This is a genomic window from Azospirillum doebereinerae, assembly GCF_003989665.1.
Lineage (GTDB): Bacteria > Pseudomonadota > Alphaproteobacteria > Azospirillales > Azospirillaceae > Azospirillum > Azospirillum doebereinerae.
Genome location: NZ_RZIJ01000001.1, coordinates 656,544 through 675,288, shown reverse-complemented (window position 1 = coordinate 675,288; position 18,745 = coordinate 656,544). Strand labels below are relative to the sequence as shown.

Genomic DNA, 18,745 nt, shown 5'->3' with positions numbered 1-18,745 from the left:
CGGTAGTGGAAATGGCGGGAAGACGCCATTCCGCCCAGATGTTTCCGGATGGTTGACGGAGAACCGTGTGCGATTCCGGACAGGGCCTGTCCGGTGCCGGTTCGGTCAGGCAATGTTGGCGAAGGGGGAGGGAGCGTATTGGCGGGTGAGGTTTTGGAGGTTGGCGGCGCAGCGGTCGACCGCCTCCTCCGCCAGCCTGTACCGGTCGGTCAGGCCAGCCTCGTCGATCTCGTCGGGGGTCATCGTTTGGAGAAGCACGGACAGGGTGCGGACGTAGGTCCGCAGCATGGCGGTCTCCTCGGAGAAATCGGGCAGGCCGACCGCCGCCGCCGCGCTCAGGCCGTCCAATTCGCTGTCCAGCGACAGGGCGGCCGCCTCGACGGCCTGAAAGGTCTTGGTCAACCGGACATGCTTCAGAACGATCACTTGGCCCATCGCCGCAACTCCCGCGTCTGCCGGAATAAGGGGCCGGCCGCGAGGGGAAATCACGGTCGGCCGAGTTTAGGGAGGAAACTTGCCGGAGGGCACAAGCCACAACCGCGTCGCCGCCGGCATCGCGACAAAGAGCAATCGGCGTGCCAGAGGAGAGGGTGTGTTTTCCATGTGGTTTTCGACAATGCGGGCCGCCCGTTCGGACGGCCCGGCGCGGATTGCCCGTCATTTTGCGAAAGCCGTCCGGCAATTTGCGAAAACGGGCGCCGGCCATTCGCGCATGGTCAATCCGCGACTCAGCGTTCCCGCATCGACGGATGCCACGCCGTCGTCAGCCGCTCCAGCAGAGCGAGCCCGCCGTAGAAGCCCGATCCGGTCAGCGCCGCCACCGCGATGGTCGCCCAGACGATGTCGAGGTTCATGCGCGCCACCTCGGTCGAGATTCGGAATCCCATGCCGACCACCGGCGTGCCGAAGAACTCGGCCACGATGGCGCCGATCAGCGCCAGGGTGGAGTTGATCTTCAAGCCGTTGAACAGGAAGGGCAGGGCGTTGGGCAGCCGCAGCTTGACCAGCGTGCGCGCGTGCCCGGCCCCGTAGGAGCGCATCAGGTCCAACTGGATCCGTTCGGAGCTGTCCAGCCCGGCCAGCGTGTTGATCAGCATGGGGAAGAAGGTCATCACCACGATGACCGCCGCCTTGGACGGCCAGTCGAATCCGAACCACATGACCATGATCGGGGCGATGCCGACGACCGGGATGGCGCTGGCGAGGTTGCCGAGCGGCAGCAGCCCGCGCGCCAGGAACGGCACCCGGTCGGCCAGCAGCGCTACGGCGAAGCCGGCGCCGCAGCCCATCAGGTAGCCGCGCACCACCGCGGTCAGCACCGTCTGGCCGAAATCGTCCCACAGCACCGGCGCGTTGGCGGCCAGCGCGGCGGCGATGCGGCTCGGCGCCGGCAGCAGGATGGCCGGCACCTGGAAGCCGCGCACCAGAACCTCCCACCCCGCCAGCAGCCCCAGCCCGAACAGGCCGGGCACCAGCACCGATCGGGTCCAGCCCGGCACGCCGGACAGCGTTCCCAGCACCCGCCACAGCAGCAGCGTCGCGGCGGTGAGGAACAGCCACAGCCCCCAGCCGGCCGACAGGTCGATCTCCTCGTCCAGCAGATGCAGCGGCAGCAGCCAGGCCAGCGCGACGGCGGCCAGCTCGACCCAGGCGCCCAGCGGCCGCGACGGCGCGGTGCGCCCGCCGATGACCGCGAGCGCGACCCCGATCAGGAACAGCGGCGCCAGCGAGCCGCCGAACCAGCCGAGCGCGACCCCGTCCTTGGCGCCCAGCGGCAGGGTAAGCGCCGCCAGCACGATCAGGACCAAGGCGACCAACCCCCAGTCGGCGGCGGTCCGCAGGGTGGTGCGGTAGGGATCGGCGGTGTGGTGACCGGTCATCGCGCACCCGCCTTGCCCAGCAGGGCCAGTTCGACGGTGCGGACCACGCCGATCAGCAACACGGAGAGAAGGGAGGCCATGACCAGCGCGCTCCAGATCTGCACGGTCTGGCCGTAGTAGGACCCCGACAGCAGCCGTGCGCCCAAGCCGGCTTGTCCGCCGGTCGGCAGTTCGCCGACGATGGCGCCGACGACGCTGATGGCGACCGACACCTTGAGGCTGGCGAACAGGAAGGGCAGCGAGGCCGGAAGCCGCAGCGACCAGAAACTCCGCAATCCCCCCGCCGAATAGGTCCGCATCAGGTCGAGCCACAGCGGATCGGCGGCGCGCAGCCCCTTCACCATGCCCACCGTGATCGGGAAGAAGCACAGATACATGCAGATCACCGCCTTGGGCAGCAGCCCGGTCAGCCCGAGATTGCCGAGGATCACCACGATCATCGGCGCGATGGCCAGGATCGGGATGGTCTGCGAGGCGATGACCCAGGGCAGCAGGCTGTACTCCAGCGTGCGGGTGTGGACGATGCCGACCGCCAGCAACGTGCCCAGCGCCAGCCCCATCGCCAGCCCGGTCAGCGCCGCCTCCGCCGTCACCCAGGCGTGGAACAGCAGGTTGCGCGGGCTGGTGGGCGTGGTGCCGGTCAGCGAGTTCCACAGCTCCACCGCCACCTGGTCCGGGGTGGGCAGGATCGGGCGCTTCATGCCGTAGGCCTGGGCCAGCAGGTCGGTCCAGCCCCAGGGTTTGGCCGCGCGGACCAGCGCTTCCTCCGCCTGCGGGGCGTTCAGCCACAGGGCGCCCGCGTACCAGACGGCGACCAGCAGCAGCGTCATGGTGGCGACGGGCAGGAACCGCCTAGTCGTCATAGCTGTGGCCTTCCTTCAGCCCTTCGCGGACACGGTGGGCGATGGCGGCGAACTCCGGCGTCTCGCGGATGTCCAGCGTGCGCTCGCGCGGCAGGTCGCAGTCGATGACGTCGAGGATGCGGCCGGGGCGCGGGCTCATCACCACGATGCGGGTCGACAGGAACACGGCCTCGGCGATGGAATGGGTGACGAAGACGCAGGTCTTTCCGGTGGCCCGCCACAGTTGCGTCAAGTGCAGGTTCAGATGGTCGCGGGTGATCTCGTCGAGCGCGCCGAAGGGCTCGTCCAGCAGCAGCAGGTCGGGCTGGAGCGCCAGCGCGCGGGCGATCGACACCCGCTGCTGCATGCCGCCCGAGAGCTGCCAGGGGAATTTCCGCTCGAAGCCGGCCAGCCCGACGCGCTCCAACTGCGCGCGGGCGCGGGTCCGGCGCTCGGCGGCGGGCAGCCCCATGATCTCCAGCGGCAGCATCACGTTGCGCTCGACGTTGCGCCAGGGATAGAGCGCCGGGGCTTGGAAGACATAGCCGTACAGCCGTTTCAGCCGGGCCTGTTCGGGCGACAGCCCTTCCACCGCGATGCGGCCGGAGGTCGGGCGTTCCAGATCGGCGATGACGCGCAGCAGGGTGGTCTTGCCGCACCCGCTCGGCCCGATCAGCGAGACGAAATCGCCCTTGGCGATGGACAGGCTGACGTCGCTCAGCGCGGTGACCGGCTGGTCGGCGGTGGGGTAGATCAGCGACAGGCCCCGGATGTCGACGATGGGGTGGCCGGGGCCGTCGGCGGGGGCGCTGGAGGCGGGCACGGGTGTGGACGCCCCGTCGGATCGGGGCGGTGGCGCGGTGTGCACGGGCGAGGATCCTTCCAGCGCGGATCGGATGTGGGTAAGAGTTGCAAACGCTAACACCGACGCGTCTTCGGCGCCAGAGGCGGCACCGTCGCGGGCTGGTGGCCCAGTCGTTTGAAAGCATTGAAGAAAGCGTCCGAAGTGGCCGTGTCCGCGATAAGGCTGGACGGCGCGCGGTTGCCAAGCCCAGGATCACGCCCATGCCCGCCGCTCCCTCTCCCCCGCCGCCGGTCGAAGTCACGCGCGAGGACTCGGGCAGCGGCGCCGTGTTCGTGGCGACGCCGGGCATCGGTCCGCGCATCCGCACGCGCTATCTGCTGGTCGCCGGCCTGCTGGCGGCGGGGCTGATCGCCGGATCCGGACTGGCGCCCGACCACACCGCCCGGATGCTGCAATGGCTGGCGGGCCTGTGCGCGGTGCCGGTGATGGTGCTGTGGGTGGTCATGCTGAGCGAGACGGTGCGGCGGCGCGCGGTGCGGCTGGGCGTCACCAAGGCCGGGCTGACGGTGGACGGCGCCCGCATCTACCGGCACGAGAACATCCGCGACCTGACGCTGTACCCGATGATCGGCGGGCGGCCGCTGTTCGTCGCCTGGATCGATCCCAGCCGCGACTACGGCCACAAGACGGAGCTGGAACTGGTCGGCGGCGGCGTGGCGCCGGACGCGGTCAAGGCGGCGATGAAGGAGGCCGGCGGGCGCGGCGTTCGGCTGGTGCTGCACCGGCGCGACGGGCGGCGCGCCATCGTGCTGGTGCGCGGGCTGAGCCTGTCGAGCGGCGAGGGCCTGCTGGCGGCCCTGGCGGCGGAGCTTCGCCCCCACAGCCGTTGAGCGGGGGCGGGTCGTTGCTCCCTCCCCATCCCTCTCCCGCGAAAGGCGGGGGAGTGTCGGGGAGGGGGCCCCGCAAATTGCGTCCGCCGTCAGCGGCGCGGGAGGGCCGGAGGCTCCGGCAGGTCCTCTTCCAGGATCACGACGTGCAGCGCGTAGGAGACCTCGCCCTCGTCCTCGTCGCGGTTCAGCGTGCCGAAGAACTCGCCGTCCAGCGTCACCTCGGCCGACTGGCCGGGCTTGGCCGGGGCCTCGATCACGAGCTTGGGGTTGCCCAGCGTCTTGCGCAGGTAGCCTTGGACGCGGGCGATTTCGGTGTCGGAGATCCGGGCGGCGGTGGGTTTGGCGGGCGGCATGGCGGTCCTCGAGAATCGGTGCGGAAAGCGCGTCATATAGGCGGCTTTGTCGCAAAGGAAAAGCGCAACCTCGCCGCTCATCCCCTTTCGCGCGGGGTAGCGCCCGCCGGCTGGACGCCTCGAAAGAACGGGAGGCGCGGCCGGATGGAACGGCTATGCTCCCGCGGACTCGAGGCAGGGAAGCGGGAGGGGCCGGGGTGAAGGCCGTGCTGTGGGGATCGTTGTTCGCCGGAGCGCTTCTGCTGGCAATGGAGCCGGCGGGGGCGGTGGAGAAGCGCGTCGCGCTGGTGCTGGGCAACGCGCGTTACGCCGCCGCGGCCGGGGAGGTCGCCACGGTCGGCGTCAACGCGGCGGCGATGGCGGCGGCGCTGCGCAAGGCGGGCTTCAGCGTGACGCGGGCCGACAATCTCGGCCGCGTCGCCATGGAATCGGCGCTGGAACGCTTCCGCGAATCGCTGTCCGGCGCCGATCTCGGCTTCGTCTATTACAGCGGTCTCGCGGTGGGGGTGGAGGAGCGCGAGTATCTCTTGCCAACCGACGCCGCCCCCGCCACCGCCGGCGACCTGCCGCGCGATGCGCTGGACCTCGACGCTTTGCTGGGCGACCTGCGCGGAATCGGGCGCCGGACGGTGGTGGCGCTCGACCCGGCCGGGGGCGACAACCCGCTGGCCGAACGGGTCGGCGGCGGCGCGCTCGGCACGCCGCTGGAGGCGGACGGGCTGTTCGTGATCTATGCGCACCGGCCGGGCGTGCCGCCGGTCGCCGCGACCGGCAAGGGGCCGGACGCCTTCACCGCCGCTTTGGCCCGCGAGATCGTCAAGCCGGGCGTCCCCTTGCGCGATTCGCTGGCGGAGGTCGCCCGCGCCGTCGCCACGCGCAGCGGGGGGCGACAACTGCCCTGGCTCCAGGACCGGCTGGGCGGCGATCTGGTGCTGGTCCCGGCGGTGGTCGCGGCGGTCAAGCCGGTGCCGAAGGAACCGCCAAAGGAACCTCCGGCCAAGGAAGCGTCCCCTGCGCCGCCCAACGTCCCCGCCGCCCTGTCGCCCGGCCGCTACGAGGCGGTGCGCGGCGGCATGCTGTTCGAGCGCCCGGCGGTCGGGGCGCGCGGCGTGGCGCCGCTGGCGCGCGGCGACGCGGTGACGGTGATCGAGGCGGTGCCGCAGGGAAGCTGGGTGCGTGTCCGCGACGCCGCCGGCCGGATCGGCTACGTCACCGCCGGCACCCTGTCGGAGCGTTGGGGCGAGCCGCCGCCCCCGGTGGCGGCGTTGCCGCGCGGCGCGGTCGAGGCCGGGCCGTCCTCCGAACCGTCCATGGCTCCGGACGGCGTCGCCACGCTGCCGCCCTCCGGCGCTTCGGATCCGCAAGGAGCCGACGGACCGGCCGGGACGGCGGAACAGCGGGCGATGCAGGCGGTGGGCAGCGCACGGACGGCGGCGGAGCGGGCGCGCGGCGGGCGCGGCGGCCATTGGAGCTACCAGTTTCCCAACGGCGACCGTTACGAGGGGGCGTGGTCGCAGAGCGAGGGGAACGGCGGGCTCGGCCGTCCCAGCCGCGAGGGGTTCGGCGTCTACCGCTTCGCCAACGGTCAGACCTACGAGGGGGAATGGTCGCGCGACCTGATGTCGGGTTACGGCGTCATGACCTTCCTGGACGGCAGCCGCTTCGCCGGGCGGTTCCGCGACGGCCAGCCGGACGGCCCGGGGGTCTTCCGATTCGGCGACGGCAGCCGGAGCGCCGGGCTGTGGCGCGGGCCGGTCAAGCTGGACGACTGATCCACACCTCCGGAGCGGCGCCCCTTCCAAGGCTGGAAGGCGCGGCGCTCCGGCTCATCAGAATGTCTCAGCGGGGCTTCAGCGCCTCGACCACCTGGACATGGCCTTGCAGCGCGCCCAGCGTCAGGGCCGAGTTGCCGTTGGTGTCCATGCGGTACGGGTTGGCGCCACGTTCCAGCAGCAGCGCCGCCGCCCGGTCATGCCCGTTGTTGGCGGCGTACATCAGCGCCGACCAGCCGTTCGCCGTCGTCCGGTCCACCGCCACCCCACGGTGGAGCAGGGCGTTCGCCACGCCGGTGTGCCCGCGCGCCGCCGCCGCCATCAGCGCCGTCTTGCCGTCGTCGTTGGTGGCGTCGAGGTCGGCGCCGCCGTCGGCCAGCGCGGTGACCACGCTCTCGTAGCCGCCCCAGGCCGCGTACATCACGGCGGTGGCGCCGTCCGACGTGCGCAGGTCGGTTCGGGCCTTGCGGTCCAGCAGGATGCGGGTGGCGTCGGTCAGACCCTGTTCGGCGGCGACCATCAGCAGGGTCTTGCCGTTGTCCAGCCTTGTGTCGGGGGCGGTGCCGGATTGCAGGGCGCGGGTCAGCTCGGTCGGGTTGCGCAGCAGGGCCAGCACCGATTCGCGGCTGTGCAGGCCGGGCGTCGCCGTCGCCGGGGCGGAGAGCGCCGGATTGGCCAGCGAGGGCGCGGGGCCGAGGCTGCGGCGCTCGCCCGCCGCCTTGATCCGCTCGGGCAGATCGGGACTGTCGGGAGAGACCATCAGGGCGCGCTCGTAGAAGCGTCTGGCCTCGTTCCAGTCGGCGTCGCGCTCGGCCAGGGCCGCCCAGCGCCGGTAGGTGTCGGCCATCGTCGCGGTCAACTCCGCGGCTTCCGGCGCGGACGGCGCGGTCTGGCGGAGGCGCTGGACCGTCTCGTAGGCGTTGTCGCCCGGCGGTGTGGTCAGGCGTTTTCCGGCAATCTGGCGGCGGGCCTGATCGACCAGGGCGCGGGCGCGCTGCGCCAGCCCGGCGTCGCCGTCGAAGCCGAGCGGAGCCGCGAGCGGGGAGACGTGGGCCGGCTCCTCCAGCGGCGGCAGCGCCGCCGTGCCGGGGGCCGCCTCGCTGTTCGCCGGAGCTGCCGGCGGCGCGGAGGACGGCGCCGGGGGCATGGCGGGTTGCTCGGGCGCCATCGGGGCAACGGAGGTCGGGAGGGCGGCGGCCGGTGCGGCCGGCGGCAACGCGGCGGTCTGGATCGGCGCCGTCTGGGTGTGAGGGGCTTGGGCTTGCGGGCCCGGCGGCTGGACCGGTTGGGTAATGGTGGCGTGCGGCTCGACCGGCTGGGCTGGCGGCAGCACCAAAGGCGGCTGGAAGCCGCGGGTATCCGCATGGGCCGTGCGCGGGGTGCCCAGCGCCAGGGCTTCGCCGTCGTGCTCGCCGCCCAGCAGGCCGCGCAGGTTGCGCTCCACGAAGGAGCGCGTGTCGCTCCAGCCGCGCTCCACCGTCGCCGTGGCCGTCGCCGTGGCCGTCGTCAGGGCGTTGGGCGGCAGCACGCCCGGAACGCTCGTCACCACGGCGGCCCCGGCGGCGGCGAGCAGCACCAGCGTCGTCAAGGCGGCCCCGGCATAGAGCGCGGCGCGGCGCGGCGGGCGCTGCAGGGTGGGATCGGGTGCCTGCATCCCGGAGTCGCCGGGCGGACCGGGCATCACCATGGCGCCGGTCCGGACGCCCCGGTCGATCCCGTTGCCCCGGTCGATGCCGCTGTCCTGGCCCGGCCATTCGGCGTCGCCGGTCCAATCGTTGGCCGGCTGGCGGATGCGGCGCGGCGGTTCCGGCGGGGCCGGCTCGGGGGCGGCCAGGAGGGGAGCGGGCTTGACGGAGGCCGGCTTGGCGATCTGGTTGGGTTTGGGTGTCTTGGCCGGCGGCTGCTTGGCTGTCGCGGCTTCCACCGCCAGCGCCATCGGCGTGTTGGAGGGGGCGGCGCCGGGCGCCATCCGGTAGATGACCCCCAGTTCGCGCAACGCGTCGGACAGCCCGGCGCGGGCCAGCGACCGCTCCAGGTCAGGGGTGCCACACAACAGAACCTGAAGGAAGCGTCCCGCCGCCGTCTCCGACCGGGTCAGTTCGACAAGGTCGGCCAGCACCGGCGGAGCCAGCGCCCCGGCGTTCTCCACCGCCAGCAGCCCGGTGCCGGCCAGATCCAGCCGTTCCTCCAGCGCGCCGATCAGCGCGTCGAAGTCCGCCTCCGCATCCTCCTCGCCGATCCGGACGCCAGCGGCGGCCTCCAGGATCAGATCCTCGATCTCGATGCCGGGGTTTGCCGTGACCGGCAGAACCATGGCGCCGTCCGACGCGATGTGCTCGACCAGTTGCCGGTAGACGGCGGCATGTCCCGACCCGGCTTCGCCCACCAGCACCAGCAGGCGTTTGCGCGCGAGCAGGGCCAGGACGAGTCCGTCGTGGATCTCCGACGCCTGATGGTCCGGGAGGGACACGGCCGGTTGCGGAGTGTGTTTCGGGGCTGGACGGTCCATGGGCATCGCACACGCCGATCAATGAGAGGGGACGCACCCTTGACTCTAGTGACGCCGGTTCTGGGATCGGACGGTGCAAAGGGCGGTGGGGGCTTCTCTTCCGGGGTGGAGCACCTCCACCGGGTAGCGCGTTCGGGGGATGGTCGGCCGGACGGGTGGCGGTATAGGGTTGCCCCGAAGGAAGCAGTCGGACGGCCAAGACCCCATGCGAAGCGCACTCAGGCGAGTCGGACCCACGCGGGTCGGAATAGACCTCGGCGGCACCAAGATCGCCGCCATTGCGCTCGACGCCAGCGGCGCCGAGCGCGCACGCCACCGCCTGCCCACGCCGCGCGGCTACGACGAGACGCTCGCCGCGCTGGCGGCGGCGGTGGCGGCGGTCGATCCGGACGGGGAGGGCGGCGTCGGCGTCAGCCTGCCGGGCATCGTCGATCCGGCGGGGGGGCGTGTGCGGGCGGTCAATCTGCCGTGGCTCGACGGGCGGCCCTTCGCCGGGGACGCGGCGCGGGTTCTCGGACGGCCGGTGCGGATCGCCAACGACGGCAACTGCTTCGCCCTGTCCGAGGCGGTGGACGGGGCGGCGGCCGGTGCCGGGGTGGTGTTCGGCATCATTCTGGGAACGGGGGCCGGCGGCGGGATCGTGGTCGACGGCCGCATCTTGCCCGGCGCCAACGCCATGGCCGGGGAATGGGGCCACAGCCCGCTGCCGTGGCGGAGCGAGGCGGACGGCCCGCCCGTCTTCTGCGGTTGCGGCCGGATCGGCTGCGCCGAAACGCTGCTGTGCGGTGCCGGGTTGGAGCGGCTGCACGCGTGGCGGACGGGGGAGAGGGTGGCTCCCCCTATCCTTGCGGCGCGCGCGCTGGCCGGCGATCCGGCGGCGCTGGCCACGTTGGCGCGGCACGCCGACGCGCTGGCCCGCGCGTTGGCGCCGGTGCTGAACCTGCTCGACCCCGACGCCGTCGTCGTCGGCGGGGGGCTGTCCGCCCTGCCGGGGCTGTGCGAGGCGGTGCGGGAGCGCTGGGGCCGGTGGACGCTGGCCTCCGAACCGCGCACGCGGCTGGCGGTGGCGCGCCACGGGGGGGAAAGCGGCATGCGCGGGGCCGCGTGGCTGTGGCCGGTGTAAGCCTCCGGGCTTCCGTTTTCCTGGCACAAGTCTTGCCATTCCTGTCGGCGGATCGAACGGGGGCAAGCCCATGATGCGGAAGAAACAGGGAGTGCGCGGCATGGCGATCGAAGCGTCTTTGCATTTTGCAAACCGGAACGCGACGAAAGCCGGCAAAGCCGACGCTTGTTTGCATTTTGCAAACGCTCCGGAGACCGGACGCCACTTGGAGCAGGCCTGTGCCAGCCTTCAGGACGCGGCGGAGGAGTTGGAGGCTGTCTTGTCGCGGCTTCCCGGTTCGAACGGAAAAGCCGATCTCCACGAGGCCATCGGCTCCATCATGGAAACCTTGCAGTTGATCGCCTCGGCGCACGCCCGGCTTGGCCCGAGCGCCGCCATCGACTGACGGCCTTCGACGGAAGGACGGCGTCTTCCCAAAACGCGAAAGGGCGGCCCGAGGCTCGGGGCCGCCCTTTCGCGTTTCACGATCCCGGTCGGGACCGGAAGCGTGTCAGTCGGTGATGGTCTGCCAGAAGAAGAACAGGGCGGCCAGAACCATGATGGCGATGTCCATGGAAAAACTCCTGATTAGGATGGAGGCTTGACCGCTTCTATACGACAGTTCGCGCAGCGGGGGCAGGGGGTTCCGTGCGCGTCGGGTCCTTTTTTCGAGCTGTACGGGCCGGATGGAACCGTTCACGTAAATTTTTTTACGGTTCGATCCGCGTAAAATCTCGGGCGTGTGAGGACGGTCGTCAGACGCATGCTTCGCACAGCATCCGGTCGTTCCGTTGATGGGCTTCAAAAAAATGTCAGTGTAACAATGGTTTGCCGTTCGACCAAGCCCCCGTTGGCTCCGCTTTGGGACCAGGACCGGCCTGAAAGGCTGGGAGGCGGTCGGACAACCTGCACCGTTCGGGGGGCGGACAGGAAGCCGCTATGACTTTTGTCAGGGGTTGCCTTTCCCCTGGGCTTTCTGGCAGAAAAAAGGCCGCTGAACACAGCGGCCTTGAGTTTAGGGAGGAAACGCCCAAGAAGGGCGAAGCAGCAATCGCTTGCTGCACTGCAAAAATAACAAAAAGACGGGGACCCGCAACCCCCAAAGCAACGGCCCCTCCGCGGGGCCGAAGTTTTTGGAGGATCTCTGTTGCCGATCCGCCACAGCCATGGATGGCGGATGTCCGGGGAAGATGGTGCGACCGCTCCTTTCGTGACCGGCCGATGGACCTTTCGGTCGTTCCAGGCGTTTCGCAGATGCGGCATTCTCTGCCCGCCGCACGGCCCGCCTTTCCGGCAACGGCACGAGGACGATCCTTTGTACGCTTCCACGCCTTCCGCGCCCCCCTCCGCCCTGGCGGATTTCGATGCTCTCGCCGCGACGATGGGCGATCGCCGACCGGCCCTGTTCCTCGATTACGACGGCACCCTGGCGCCCATTGCGGCAAGCCCCGAGCTGGCCGTGCTGGACGAGTCCGCGCGCGCGGCGGTGCGTCGGCTGGCGGCGCTGTGCACGGTCGCCTTCGTCAGCGGGCGCGACCTGGACGACCTCACCGCGATGGTCGGGCTGGAAGGCCTGATCTACGCCGGCAGCCATGGGTTCGACATGCGCGGCCCCGGCCTGCGCACCCAGATCGGGCTGGAGTATCTGTCCGATCTGGAGATGGCCGACGGAGACCTGCGCACCCAGTTGGCCGATCTGGGCGGCGCGGCGCGGGGCGTTCTGGTGGAGCGCAAGCGCTTCGCCATCGCCATCCACACCCGACAGGCCTCCCCCGCGATCAAGCCGGCGGTGACCGACATGGTGCGGGCGCTGGCCGCCAGCCAGCCACGTCTGCGCGCCACCGGCGGCAAGGAATTGCTGGAGCTGCGCCCCAACATGCCCTGGGACAAGGGGCAAGCGGTCCTGGCTCTGCTCGACGCGCTGGGCCTGGACGAGGCCGGCACGCTGCCCTTCTATCTCGGCGACGACGAGACCGACGAGGACGCCTTCCAGGCGCTGGTCGGGCGCGGGATCGGGATTCGCGTGATGGAGCGCCCCGAACCCACCGCCGCGACCTGGAGACTGCGCGATCCGGCGGAGGCGGTTGTCTTCCTGAACCGGCTCGCCGATTGGCTGGCGGATCGCTGAGCCCGCCCGGACGATCCGGTCTTCAGGAAGAATTCACGAAGGCGGCGTAGGCTTGGGCCACGCTTCCGCCCCGAAAGCCGATCCAACACCGATCTTAGGGGCCGATCTTAGGAAACGCCGCCATGGCCATCGGTTCCGCAACCTCCTCCTCGCTCTACGCGCCGCAGGCGACCGCGCTCGATGGCTTGCAGAACGCGCAAGGGAGGGTGGCGGACGCGTCGGAGCAGCTGGCGGCGGGCAACCTCGACCCGGCGGTGATCGTCGACGTGACCTCGGCGCAGATCGATTTCGCGGCCAACGCCAAGGTCCTGGAAGCTTCTCAGGAAAACACCAAGCGCCTGCTCGACATGTTTGCCTGAGTCGGTCCGAAGCTCCGCCTTCACAGAGCCAGATAAGCCCGCCGCGCCGCCTCGTCGGCCATCAGATCGGCCATGGCGCCGGTCCAGCGGACTTGGCCCTTCTCGATGACGCTCGCGCGGTCGGCGACGACGGCGGCGAAGGACAGGTTCTGCTCCGACACCAGCACCGACAGCCCTTCCGCCTTCAGGCGCCGCACGGCGTCGGCCATCTGGCGCACGATGATCGGGGCCAGCCCCTCCGACGGCTCGTCGAGCAACAGCAGCGACGGGTTGCCCATCAGCGTGCGCGCCAGCGTCAGCATCTGCTGCTCGCCGCCGCTCATCCGGGTGCCGCGCCGGCCGCGCATTTCCGCCAGATTGGGAAACAGCGCGAACAACTTTTCCGGCGTCCAGGCCGGCGCGCCGGGGCGGGGCGGCTGGCGGCCGACCTCCAGATTCTCCTCGACCGTCAGGTCGGCGAAGATGCGCCGGTCCTCCGGGACGTAGCCGACGCCGAGCCGGGCCATCCTGTGCGGGGGCAGGGAAGAGACGTCGCGGCTGTCCAGCGCGACCCGGCCGCGCCGGGATTCGACCAGACCCATGATCGCCTTCAAGGTGGTCGTCTTGCCGGCGCCGTTGCGGCCCATCAGCGCGACGACCTCGCCCCGGCCGACGGTCAGGTCGACGCCGGTCAGGATGTGGGCGCGGCCGTACCACGCCTCCAGCGATTGGACGGAGAGAAGGGGGGCTGCGGTCACGCGTCGCCTCCGAGATAGACGGACTGCACGCGGGCGTCGGCGCGCACCGCCTCGGGGGGGCCCTCGGCGATCGTCCGGCCGCGGTCGAGCACCAGCACGCGGGTGGCGTGGCCGAACACCACGTCCATGTCATGCTCGGTGAACAGCACGGCGAGGCCGCGCTCGCGGACCAGCGCGGCGGTCAGCGCCATCAGCTCCAGCCGTTCGGTGGGGGCCATGCCGGCGGTCGGCTCGTCCATCAGCAGGATCTTCGGGTCGCTCGCCAGCGCCATCGCCAATTCCACCCGCTTCAGGTCGCCATAGGCCAGCACGCCGCAGGGGCGCTCGGCCTGGGAGGCCATGCCGACGCGGTCGAGCAGGGCCAGCGCCTCCTCCCGGAAGCACGCCGCCGCCGGACGCCACAGGCCGAACAGGCGGCGCGCCCGCGACAGGAAGACCATCTGCACGTTCTCCGCCACCGTCATCGAGGCGAAGGTCGCGGTGATCTGGAAGGTGCGGCCGACACCCAGCGCCCAGACGCGGCGCGGCGGCAGCCCGACCAGCTCGGCGCCGTCGAGGCGGACCGATCCCCGGTCGGGGCGGAGCTGGCCGTTCAGCAGGTTGAAGCAGGTGCTCTTCCCGGCGCCGTTGGGGCCGATCAGGGCCAGCAGGTCGCCGGACTCCAGCGTGAAGGACACGCCGCGCACCGCCTGCACCCCGCCGAAGGCGCGGTGCAGGTCGCGGACTTCCAGGCGGCTCCCGGGGCGGCTCATCCCCGCCTCCGCAGATCTGCGAGAAACCCGACGATGCCCTTGGGGAACAGCAGCACCAGCGCGACGATGACGAGGCCCAGCGCCAGCCGCCACCAGTCGGTGACCCGCATCACCTCGGCCTCCAGCAGATGGAACGCCGCCGCCCCGGCCAGCGGGCCGGACACGGTCTGGAGGCCGCCCATCAGCACCATCACCAGCGCGTCGACCGAGGCCGGCACCGCCATCAGGGTGGGGAATACGCTGCCCTTGGAAAAGGCGTAGAGGCCGCCGGCCAACCCCGCCGCCGAACCGGCCAGCGCGAAGGCGAACCATTGGTGGCGCCGCACGTCGATGCCCACCGACTCGGCGCGCAGGGCCGAATCGCGCCCGGCCCGCAGGGCGTAGCCGAAGGGCGCGAAGGCGGCGCGGCGCAGCAGGGCGAGCGCCCCGGCGCAGAGCGCCAGCGTCAGCCAGTAATAGACCGCTTTCCCGGCGGCCCAGGGCGGCGGCCAAACCCCGACGATGCCGTTGTCGCCCCCGGTGAAACCGTACCATTGGAAGGTCACCGACCAGACGATCTGCGCGAAGGCCAGGGTCAGCATGGCGAAATACAGCCCCGACCGCCGCACGCAGAACCAGCCGGCGACCAGCGCGCCCACCCCCGCGACCAGCGGCGCCGCCGCCAGCGCCAGCGGCATCGGCGCGCCCAGATGCTTGACCAGCAGCGCCGCGCCATAGGCGCCCAGCCCGAACCACGCCGCGTGGCCGAAGGAGACCAGCCCGCCCAGCCCGATCAGCAGATGCAGGCTCGCTGCCATCAGGGCGAGAATGATCATCTCGGTCAGCACGATCAGCGCGTAGTCGCCAGCCGCCAGCGGCGCCAGCGCCAACCCGGCCAGCAGCAGCGCCGCCCAAAGCCCGACGCCGGCCCCGGCGCTCAGCGGCGGCGCCAGCGAGGCCGCGGTGGTCGGCGGAATCTCCTCCGCCCGTCCCATCAGGCCGTGCGGGCGCAGCACCAGCACCACCGCCATGAACAGGAAGACCAGCACCAGCGTGATCTGTGGGAAGATCAGGATGCCGAAGGCCTGCAACTGCCCGATCAGCAGCGAGGCGAGGAACGCCCCGGTCAGGCTGCCCATGCCGCCGACCACGACGACGACGAAGGCCTCGACCACGATGGCCATGTCCATGTGCAGGTTGACCGCCTCGCGCGGGACCTGGAGCGCGCCGCCCAGCCCGGCCAGCGCCGATCCCAGGAACAGCACCCCGGTGAACAGCCGCGCCGGATCGACGCCCAGCGCCGCCGTCATGCCCCGGTCCTGGGTGGCGGCGCGGACCAGCGTGCCCCAGCGCGTGCGGTTGAACAGCAGCCAGAGCATCCCCAGCACCAGCGGCCCCAGCCCGATCAGCATCAGGTCGTAGAGCGGGAAGGGCTGTCCCAGGATGTCCACCGAGCCCTTCAGCCCCGGCGCCCGCCGGCCCAGCAGATCCTCCGCTCCCCAGATCCAGGAGGTCACGTCCTGGAGGACCAGCACGACGCCGAAGGTGCCCAGCAGTTGGAACAGCTCCGGCGAGCGGTAGAGCCGGCGCAGCAGCCCGGCCTCCATCGCCGCGCCCAGCGCGCCGGCCCCCAGCGCGGCCGCCGCGACGCTTCCCCAGAACCCGGCGGGGGTCGTCCCGAACCGCTCGATCAGCGACCAGCCGAGATAGGCGCCGAGCATGTAGAAGGACCCGTGCGCGAAGTTGACGATCCGCGTCACGCCGAAGACGATGGTCAGCCCCGACGACACCAGGAACAGGGTCGCCGCCGTGGCGAGGCCGCTCAGGGCCTGGACGAGCAGGAAGGACATGAGGGCTCGCTGGGGGTCTCGCTGGGGGCCGCGCCGGGATGGCCCGCCGGTCAGTTCGCCGGTCGCAGCGCGCGCACCGCCTCGTCGCTCGGCAGATAGGCGGCGCCGTCGGCGTAGCGCCAGTCCTTCATCGCGCCGCGCCCGTCCTTCACCGTGGTGGTGCCGACATAGGCGCCCATCGTCGCCTGATGGTCGGAGGCGCGGAAGACGACCGGCCCGAAGGGGCTGGAAATCGACAGGCCGCTCAGCGCTTCCACCAGCTTTTCCGGATCGGTCGAGCCGGCCTTCTCCACGGCGGCGGCGATGGCGGTCAGCGTGGCGTAGCCGACCACCGAGCCCTGGCGCGGCGCCTCCTTGAAGCGCGCGGTGTAGGCGTCGCGGAACGCCTTGTGCTCGGGGGTGTCGATCTGCTCCTGCGGGTAGCCGGTGACGATCCAGCCCTCCGGCGCCTCGTCCTTCATCGGGTCGAGGTATTCCGGTTCGCCGGTCAGCAGGCTGACCACGCTGCGGTTCTTGAACAACCCGCGCCCCTCGCCCTCGCGCACCAGCTTGGCGAGGTCGGCGCCGAAGGTGACGTTGAAGATCGCGTCGGGGCTGGACGCCGCCAGCGCCTGCACGGTCGGCCCGGCCTCCAGCTTGCCCTGCGCCGGCCATTGCTCGGCGACGAACTCCACGTCGGGACGCTTTTCCTTGAGCAGCTGCTTGAACCACGTCACCGCCGACTGGCCGTATTCGTAGTTGGGGGACACCGTCGCCCAGCGCTTGGCCGGCAGCTTCGCCGCCTCCTCCACCAGCATCGACGCCTGCATGTAGGTGCTGGGGCGCAGGCGGAAGGTGTAGCGGTTGCCCTTGGACCAGGTGATGGCGTCGGTCAGCGGCTCGGCGGCGACGAAGGGGATCTTGTTGCGCGCGGCGAAATCGGCCACCGCCAGCCCGATGTGCGAGAAGTAGGTGCCCGCCAGCAGCTCGACCTTCTCGTTGCTCAACAGTTCCTGCGCGACGCGCACGGCGTCGTCGGGCTTGCCGGCGTCGTCGCGCGAGATCACCTCCAGCTTGCGCCCGCCGAGCAATCCGCCCTTGGCGTTGACCTGCTCGACCGCGAGCTGCCAGCCCTGGCGGTAGGGGATCGTGAAGGCGGGCAGGCCGGTGTAGCTGTTGATCTCGCCGACGCGGATCGGGCCGGTTTGCGCCGGAGCGGTTTGGGCCAGAGCAGGCACGGCTGCGGCCAGCGGGGCGGCGAGCGCGGCGGCGCCCAGCAGCGAAAGGGTCTGACGGCGGTTCATCATGCTGCGGGCGTTCCGGCGTTGGGGGTGGACAGAACTGGACGGCGCGTCCGTCCGTTTCCGTCCGTCCGCCCCGCGTTCATAGCAAACCCCGCGCAAAAGTCATCGCTCCAAAGGCGCCGGCCGCCGGAAAGCCGCCCGAAAGCCCTGCGCGCCCGTCCTCACATCAGCTTGGCGAGCAGCCCCAGGAAGACCGTCCGCTCGTCCATCGACAGGGGTTCGAGCGTGCGGTCGTGAACGGCGGCGGCGTCGTGGATCCGGTCGACGACCATGGCTTGCCCGACGCGGGTCAGCCGCACGCTGGTGCGCCGCCGGTCCTGCGGATCGGGCTGGCGTTCCACCAGACCGCGCTCCACCAGCCGCAGGATGACGCCCTGGGTGGTCGCCGGGTCCATGTAGGTCAGGCGGCCGAGCTGGTTCTGCGACAGCGGGCCCTCACCGTGCAGGGTGGCGAGCGCCGCCCATTGGGTGGGGGTCAGCTGGGTGTCGCCGATGGTGTCGAGGAAGATGGCCGACGCGCGCTGGTGGGCGCGGCGAAGGCGGTGATGCACCTGGACGGCCAGCTGGTAGTCGTCGGGAGGCGGTCGGCCGAAGTCGTCCATGGGGCACACGCGAGTCGGTTCACGCCCGCCTTCGATCCGGGCGAAGGCGGTGCGGGTCCGGAGCGCGGCTCCCGGCGGCGAAGACGCGGGGTCTTCTAAGCGAACCCGTCGCGTCGTTCAGTGCGTTCCGTGGAGTCGGAGGTTAGGAAGGCAACAATCGCGGAGCAACCTTCGCGGATGCGGCATAGGGACACAGTCGCGGCGCCTACTCCTTTCGATAACCGAAAGAAAACCGAGGCGGGAAAATGTTCGCGCGGACGGTGCCGCCGGCCCCGGACATCTTCGGCGGGGCAACGGCGGGCCGGCTGGTCAGGGCTTCTGTTTGGGCGGATAGGTGTCGGGCGGCGCGGTCCCTTCGGCGGGGGTGGGCGGGGCTTCGCCTTCGGGCGGGGGAACGGCGCCCGGCGTGTAGCCCGGCATCTGGTCGTCCGCTGGACGCTGGGGTGACTTGGGCGGCGGCGGGGTGTCGAGTCGTTGGGGCATGACGGCGGCTCCGGTGATCGAGGGGGTGTCCGATCAACGGCGGCCGGTCCCGCCGGGTTCCAAGTCCATCTCCGACTCGGCACTCCGTCTCGATTGGTTTTCGTATGTCTTTGGTCTTAGCGCGCCGTAGCCTTTCCCTGCCCAAATTCCGATGAAGGCGCGTGGTTTCTTTCGAACCGAGTCGTCTCTTGTTGCGCCGACACCACAGGTCGCCCCAAAAACAGCCACGCCCCGGCTTCACTGTTGCGCTGGAAGCACGCAGTGTTGTGTCTTGTTGGGGCGACGTCGCATCCACGAGGACGCGGCGCCCGCCACGAGAGCCGGCCCTCCGCCCGGCGCCCCCGTGATCCTCGCGGATCGCCGGGCGACCGCCGACGGAGCAGGCGGGCCGTTTCGAGCCGACCGATTCCAGCCAAGCG

At 71.1% G+C, this 18,745-nt stretch carries 19 protein-coding genes; 6 read left to right on the top strand and 13 right to left on the bottom strand.

Annotated elements, in window-relative coordinates:
- Nucleotides 1–105: 105 nt before the first annotated feature.
- The 4 genes from EJ913_RS03175 to EJ913_RS03160 form a co-directional block, all read right to left on the bottom strand.
- Complete coding sequence (locus EJ913_RS03175; RefSeq protein WP_126994656.1) at nucleotides 106–435, bottom strand: hypothetical protein; 330 nt, start codon at nucleotides 433–435, stop codon at nucleotides 106–108.
- A 293-nt stretch (nucleotides 436–728) separates the two neighbouring features.
- The gene (locus tag EJ913_RS03170; RefSeq protein WP_185909664.1) at nucleotides 729–1,880 is read right to left on the bottom strand and encodes an ABC transporter permease; all 1,152 of its coding nucleotides are present in this window, start codon (nucleotides 1,878–1,880) and stop codon (nucleotides 729–731) included.
- Nucleotides 1,877–2,743: an ABC transporter permease gene (locus EJ913_RS03165; RefSeq protein ID WP_126994654.1), complete on the bottom strand. Its 867-nt coding sequence runs from the start codon at nucleotides 2,741–2,743 to the stop codon at nucleotides 1,877–1,879. Before EJ913_RS03165 ends, EJ913_RS03170 begins: the two co-directional genes overlap by 4 nt.
- A complete protein-coding gene (locus EJ913_RS03160; protein ID WP_126994652.1) occupies nucleotides 2,733–3,545 on the bottom strand; it encodes an ABC transporter ATP-binding protein in 813 nt (270 codons plus the stop codon). Before EJ913_RS03160 ends, EJ913_RS03165 begins: the two co-directional genes overlap by 11 nt.
- Before the next feature lie 242 nt (nucleotides 3,546–3,787).
- On the opposite strand from EJ913_RS03160, the gene EJ913_RS03155 reads away from it, so the two are divergent.
- Entirely contained in the window at nucleotides 3,788–4,417 is a 630-nt protein-coding gene (locus EJ913_RS03155; RefSeq protein WP_126994650.1) for a hypothetical protein, read from the top strand.
- An 89-nt stretch (nucleotides 4,418–4,506) separates the two neighbouring features.
- Here the strand turns inward: EJ913_RS03155 and EJ913_RS03150 are convergent, their stop codons facing one another.
- On the bottom strand, nucleotides 4,507–4,770 hold the full coding sequence (locus tag EJ913_RS03150) for a DUF3126 family protein (protein WP_126994648.1): 264 nt from the start codon (nucleotides 4,768–4,770) through the stop codon (nucleotides 4,507–4,509).
- Between the two features lie 197 nt (nucleotides 4,771–4,967).
- On the opposite strand from EJ913_RS03150, the gene EJ913_RS03145 reads away from it, so the two are divergent.
- On the top strand, nucleotides 4,968–6,542 hold the full coding sequence (locus EJ913_RS03145; RefSeq protein ID WP_244939217.1) for a caspase family protein: 1,575 nt from the start codon (nucleotides 4,968–4,970) through the stop codon (nucleotides 6,540–6,542).
- Between the two features lie 67 nt (nucleotides 6,543–6,609).
- Here EJ913_RS03145 and EJ913_RS03140 read toward each other — a convergent pair whose 3' ends face one another.
- A complete protein-coding gene (locus tag EJ913_RS03140) occupies nucleotides 6,610–9,012 on the bottom strand; it encodes an ankyrin repeat domain-containing protein (RefSeq protein ID WP_244939216.1) in 2,403 nt (800 codons plus the stop codon).
- A 244-nt stretch (nucleotides 9,013–9,256) separates the two neighbouring features.
- Between EJ913_RS03140 and EJ913_RS03135 the strand changes: the two genes are divergently transcribed.
- Both EJ913_RS03135 and EJ913_RS03130 read left to right on the top strand, forming a co-directional pair.
- Nucleotides 9,257–10,174 (top strand): ROK family protein, encoded by a 918-nt coding sequence (locus EJ913_RS03135; protein ID WP_126994642.1) that lies wholly within the window; start codon nucleotides 9,257–9,259, stop codon nucleotides 10,172–10,174.
- Between the two features lie 100 nt (nucleotides 10,175–10,274).
- Nucleotides 10,275–10,559, top strand: a complete 285-nt coding sequence (locus EJ913_RS03130; RefSeq protein WP_238521960.1) for a hypothetical protein — start codon at nucleotides 10,275–10,277, stop codon at nucleotides 10,557–10,559.
- 105 nt (nucleotides 10,560–10,664) lie between these two features.
- Here EJ913_RS03130 and EJ913_RS31425 read toward each other — a convergent pair whose 3' ends face one another.
- Nucleotides 10,665–10,853: a hypothetical protein gene (locus EJ913_RS31425; protein ID WP_148125246.1), complete on the bottom strand. Its 189-nt coding sequence runs from the start codon at nucleotides 10,851–10,853 to the stop codon at nucleotides 10,665–10,667.
- A 615-nt stretch (nucleotides 10,854–11,468) separates the two neighbouring features.
- Here EJ913_RS31425 and otsB point away from each other — a divergent pair.
- Both otsB and EJ913_RS03115 read left to right on the top strand, forming a co-directional pair.
- A complete protein-coding gene (otsB, locus tag EJ913_RS03120) occupies nucleotides 11,469–12,281 on the top strand; it encodes a trehalose-phosphatase (protein ID WP_244939215.1) in 813 nt (270 codons plus the stop codon).
- 122 nt (nucleotides 12,282–12,403) lie between these two features.
- Nucleotides 12,404–12,640: a hypothetical protein gene (locus EJ913_RS03115; RefSeq protein WP_126994637.1), complete on the top strand. Its 237-nt coding sequence runs from the start codon at nucleotides 12,404–12,406 to the stop codon at nucleotides 12,638–12,640.
- Between the two features lie 20 nt (nucleotides 12,641–12,660).
- Here EJ913_RS03115 and EJ913_RS03110 read toward each other — a convergent pair whose 3' ends face one another.
- The 6 genes from EJ913_RS03110 to EJ913_RS31500 form a co-directional block, all read right to left on the bottom strand.
- Nucleotides 12,661–13,377, bottom strand: coding sequence for an ABC transporter ATP-binding protein (locus tag EJ913_RS03110; protein WP_126994635.1), 717 nt, complete (start codon nucleotides 13,375–13,377; stop codon nucleotides 12,661–12,663).
- Nucleotides 13,374–14,129, bottom strand: coding sequence for an ABC transporter ATP-binding protein (locus tag EJ913_RS03105; RefSeq protein WP_126994633.1), 756 nt, complete (start codon nucleotides 14,127–14,129; stop codon nucleotides 13,374–13,376). The genes EJ913_RS03110 and EJ913_RS03105 overlap by 4 nt, the downstream gene beginning before the upstream one ends.
- Nucleotides 14,126–15,958: an ABC transporter permease gene (locus EJ913_RS03100; protein WP_126994631.1), complete on the bottom strand. Its 1,833-nt coding sequence runs from the start codon at nucleotides 15,956–15,958 to the stop codon at nucleotides 14,126–14,128. Before EJ913_RS03100 ends, EJ913_RS03105 begins: the two co-directional genes overlap by 4 nt.
- Nucleotides 15,959–16,008: 50 nt before the next feature.
- Nucleotides 16,009–17,244: an ABC transporter substrate-binding protein gene (locus EJ913_RS03095; protein WP_342353703.1), complete on the bottom strand. Its 1,236-nt coding sequence runs from the start codon at nucleotides 17,242–17,244 to the stop codon at nucleotides 16,009–16,011.
- Nucleotides 17,245–17,402: 158 nt separating this feature from the next.
- Entirely contained in the window at nucleotides 17,403–17,843 is a 441-nt protein-coding gene (locus EJ913_RS03090; RefSeq protein ID WP_126994629.1) for a MarR family winged helix-turn-helix transcriptional regulator, read from the bottom strand.
- A 309-nt stretch (nucleotides 17,844–18,152) separates the two neighbouring features.
- On the bottom strand, nucleotides 18,153–18,326 hold the full coding sequence (locus EJ913_RS31500) for a hypothetical protein (RefSeq protein WP_185909663.1): 174 nt from the start codon (nucleotides 18,324–18,326) through the stop codon (nucleotides 18,153–18,155).
- Between the last annotated feature and the right edge of the window lie 419 nt (nucleotides 18,327–18,745).

Excerpts from the sequence above, each read along its gene's own strand:
- EJ913_RS03175 (WP_126994656.1), bottom strand. The coding sequence starts at position 435 with ATGGGCCAAGTGATCGTTCTGAAGCATGTCCGGTTGACCAAGACCTTT.
- EJ913_RS03170 (WP_185909664.1), bottom strand. The coding sequence starts at position 1,880 with ATGACCGGTCACCACACCGCCGATCCCTACCGCACCACCCTGCGGACC.
- EJ913_RS03165 (WP_126994654.1), bottom strand. The coding sequence starts at position 2,743 with ATGACGACTAGGCGGTTCCTGCCCGTCGCCACCATGACGCTGCTGCTG.
- EJ913_RS03155 (WP_126994650.1), top strand. The coding sequence starts at position 3,788 with ATGCCCGCCGCTCCCTCTCCCCCGCCGCCGGTCGAAGTCACGCGCGAG.
- EJ913_RS03150 (WP_126994648.1), bottom strand. The coding sequence starts at position 4,770 with ATGCCGCCCGCCAAACCCACCGCCGCCCGGATCTCCGACACCGAAATC.
- EJ913_RS03135 (WP_126994642.1), top strand. The coding sequence starts at position 9,257 with ATGCGAAGCGCACTCAGGCGAGTCGGACCCACGCGGGTCGGAATAGAC.
- EJ913_RS03130 (WP_238521960.1), top strand. The coding sequence starts at position 10,275 with ATGGCGATCGAAGCGTCTTTGCATTTTGCAAACCGGAACGCGACGAAA.
- EJ913_RS03115 (WP_126994637.1), top strand. The coding sequence starts at position 12,404 with ATGGCCATCGGTTCCGCAACCTCCTCCTCGCTCTACGCGCCGCAGGCG.
- EJ913_RS03105 (WP_126994633.1), bottom strand. The coding sequence starts at position 14,129 with ATGAGCCGCCCCGGGAGCCGCCTGGAAGTCCGCGACCTGCACCGCGCC.
- EJ913_RS03100 (WP_126994631.1), bottom strand. The coding sequence starts at position 15,958 with ATGTCCTTCCTGCTCGTCCAGGCCCTGAGCGGCCTCGCCACGGCGGCG.
- EJ913_RS03095 (WP_342353703.1), bottom strand. The coding sequence starts at position 17,244 with ATGATGAACCGCCGTCAGACCCTTTCGCTGCTGGGCGCCGCCGCGCTC.
- EJ913_RS03090 (WP_126994629.1), bottom strand. The coding sequence starts at position 17,843 with ATGGACGACTTCGGCCGACCGCCTCCCGACGACTACCAGCTGGCCGTC.
- EJ913_RS31500 (WP_185909663.1), bottom strand. The coding sequence starts at position 18,326 with ATGCCCCAACGACTCGACACCCCGCCGCCGCCCAAGTCACCCCAGCGT.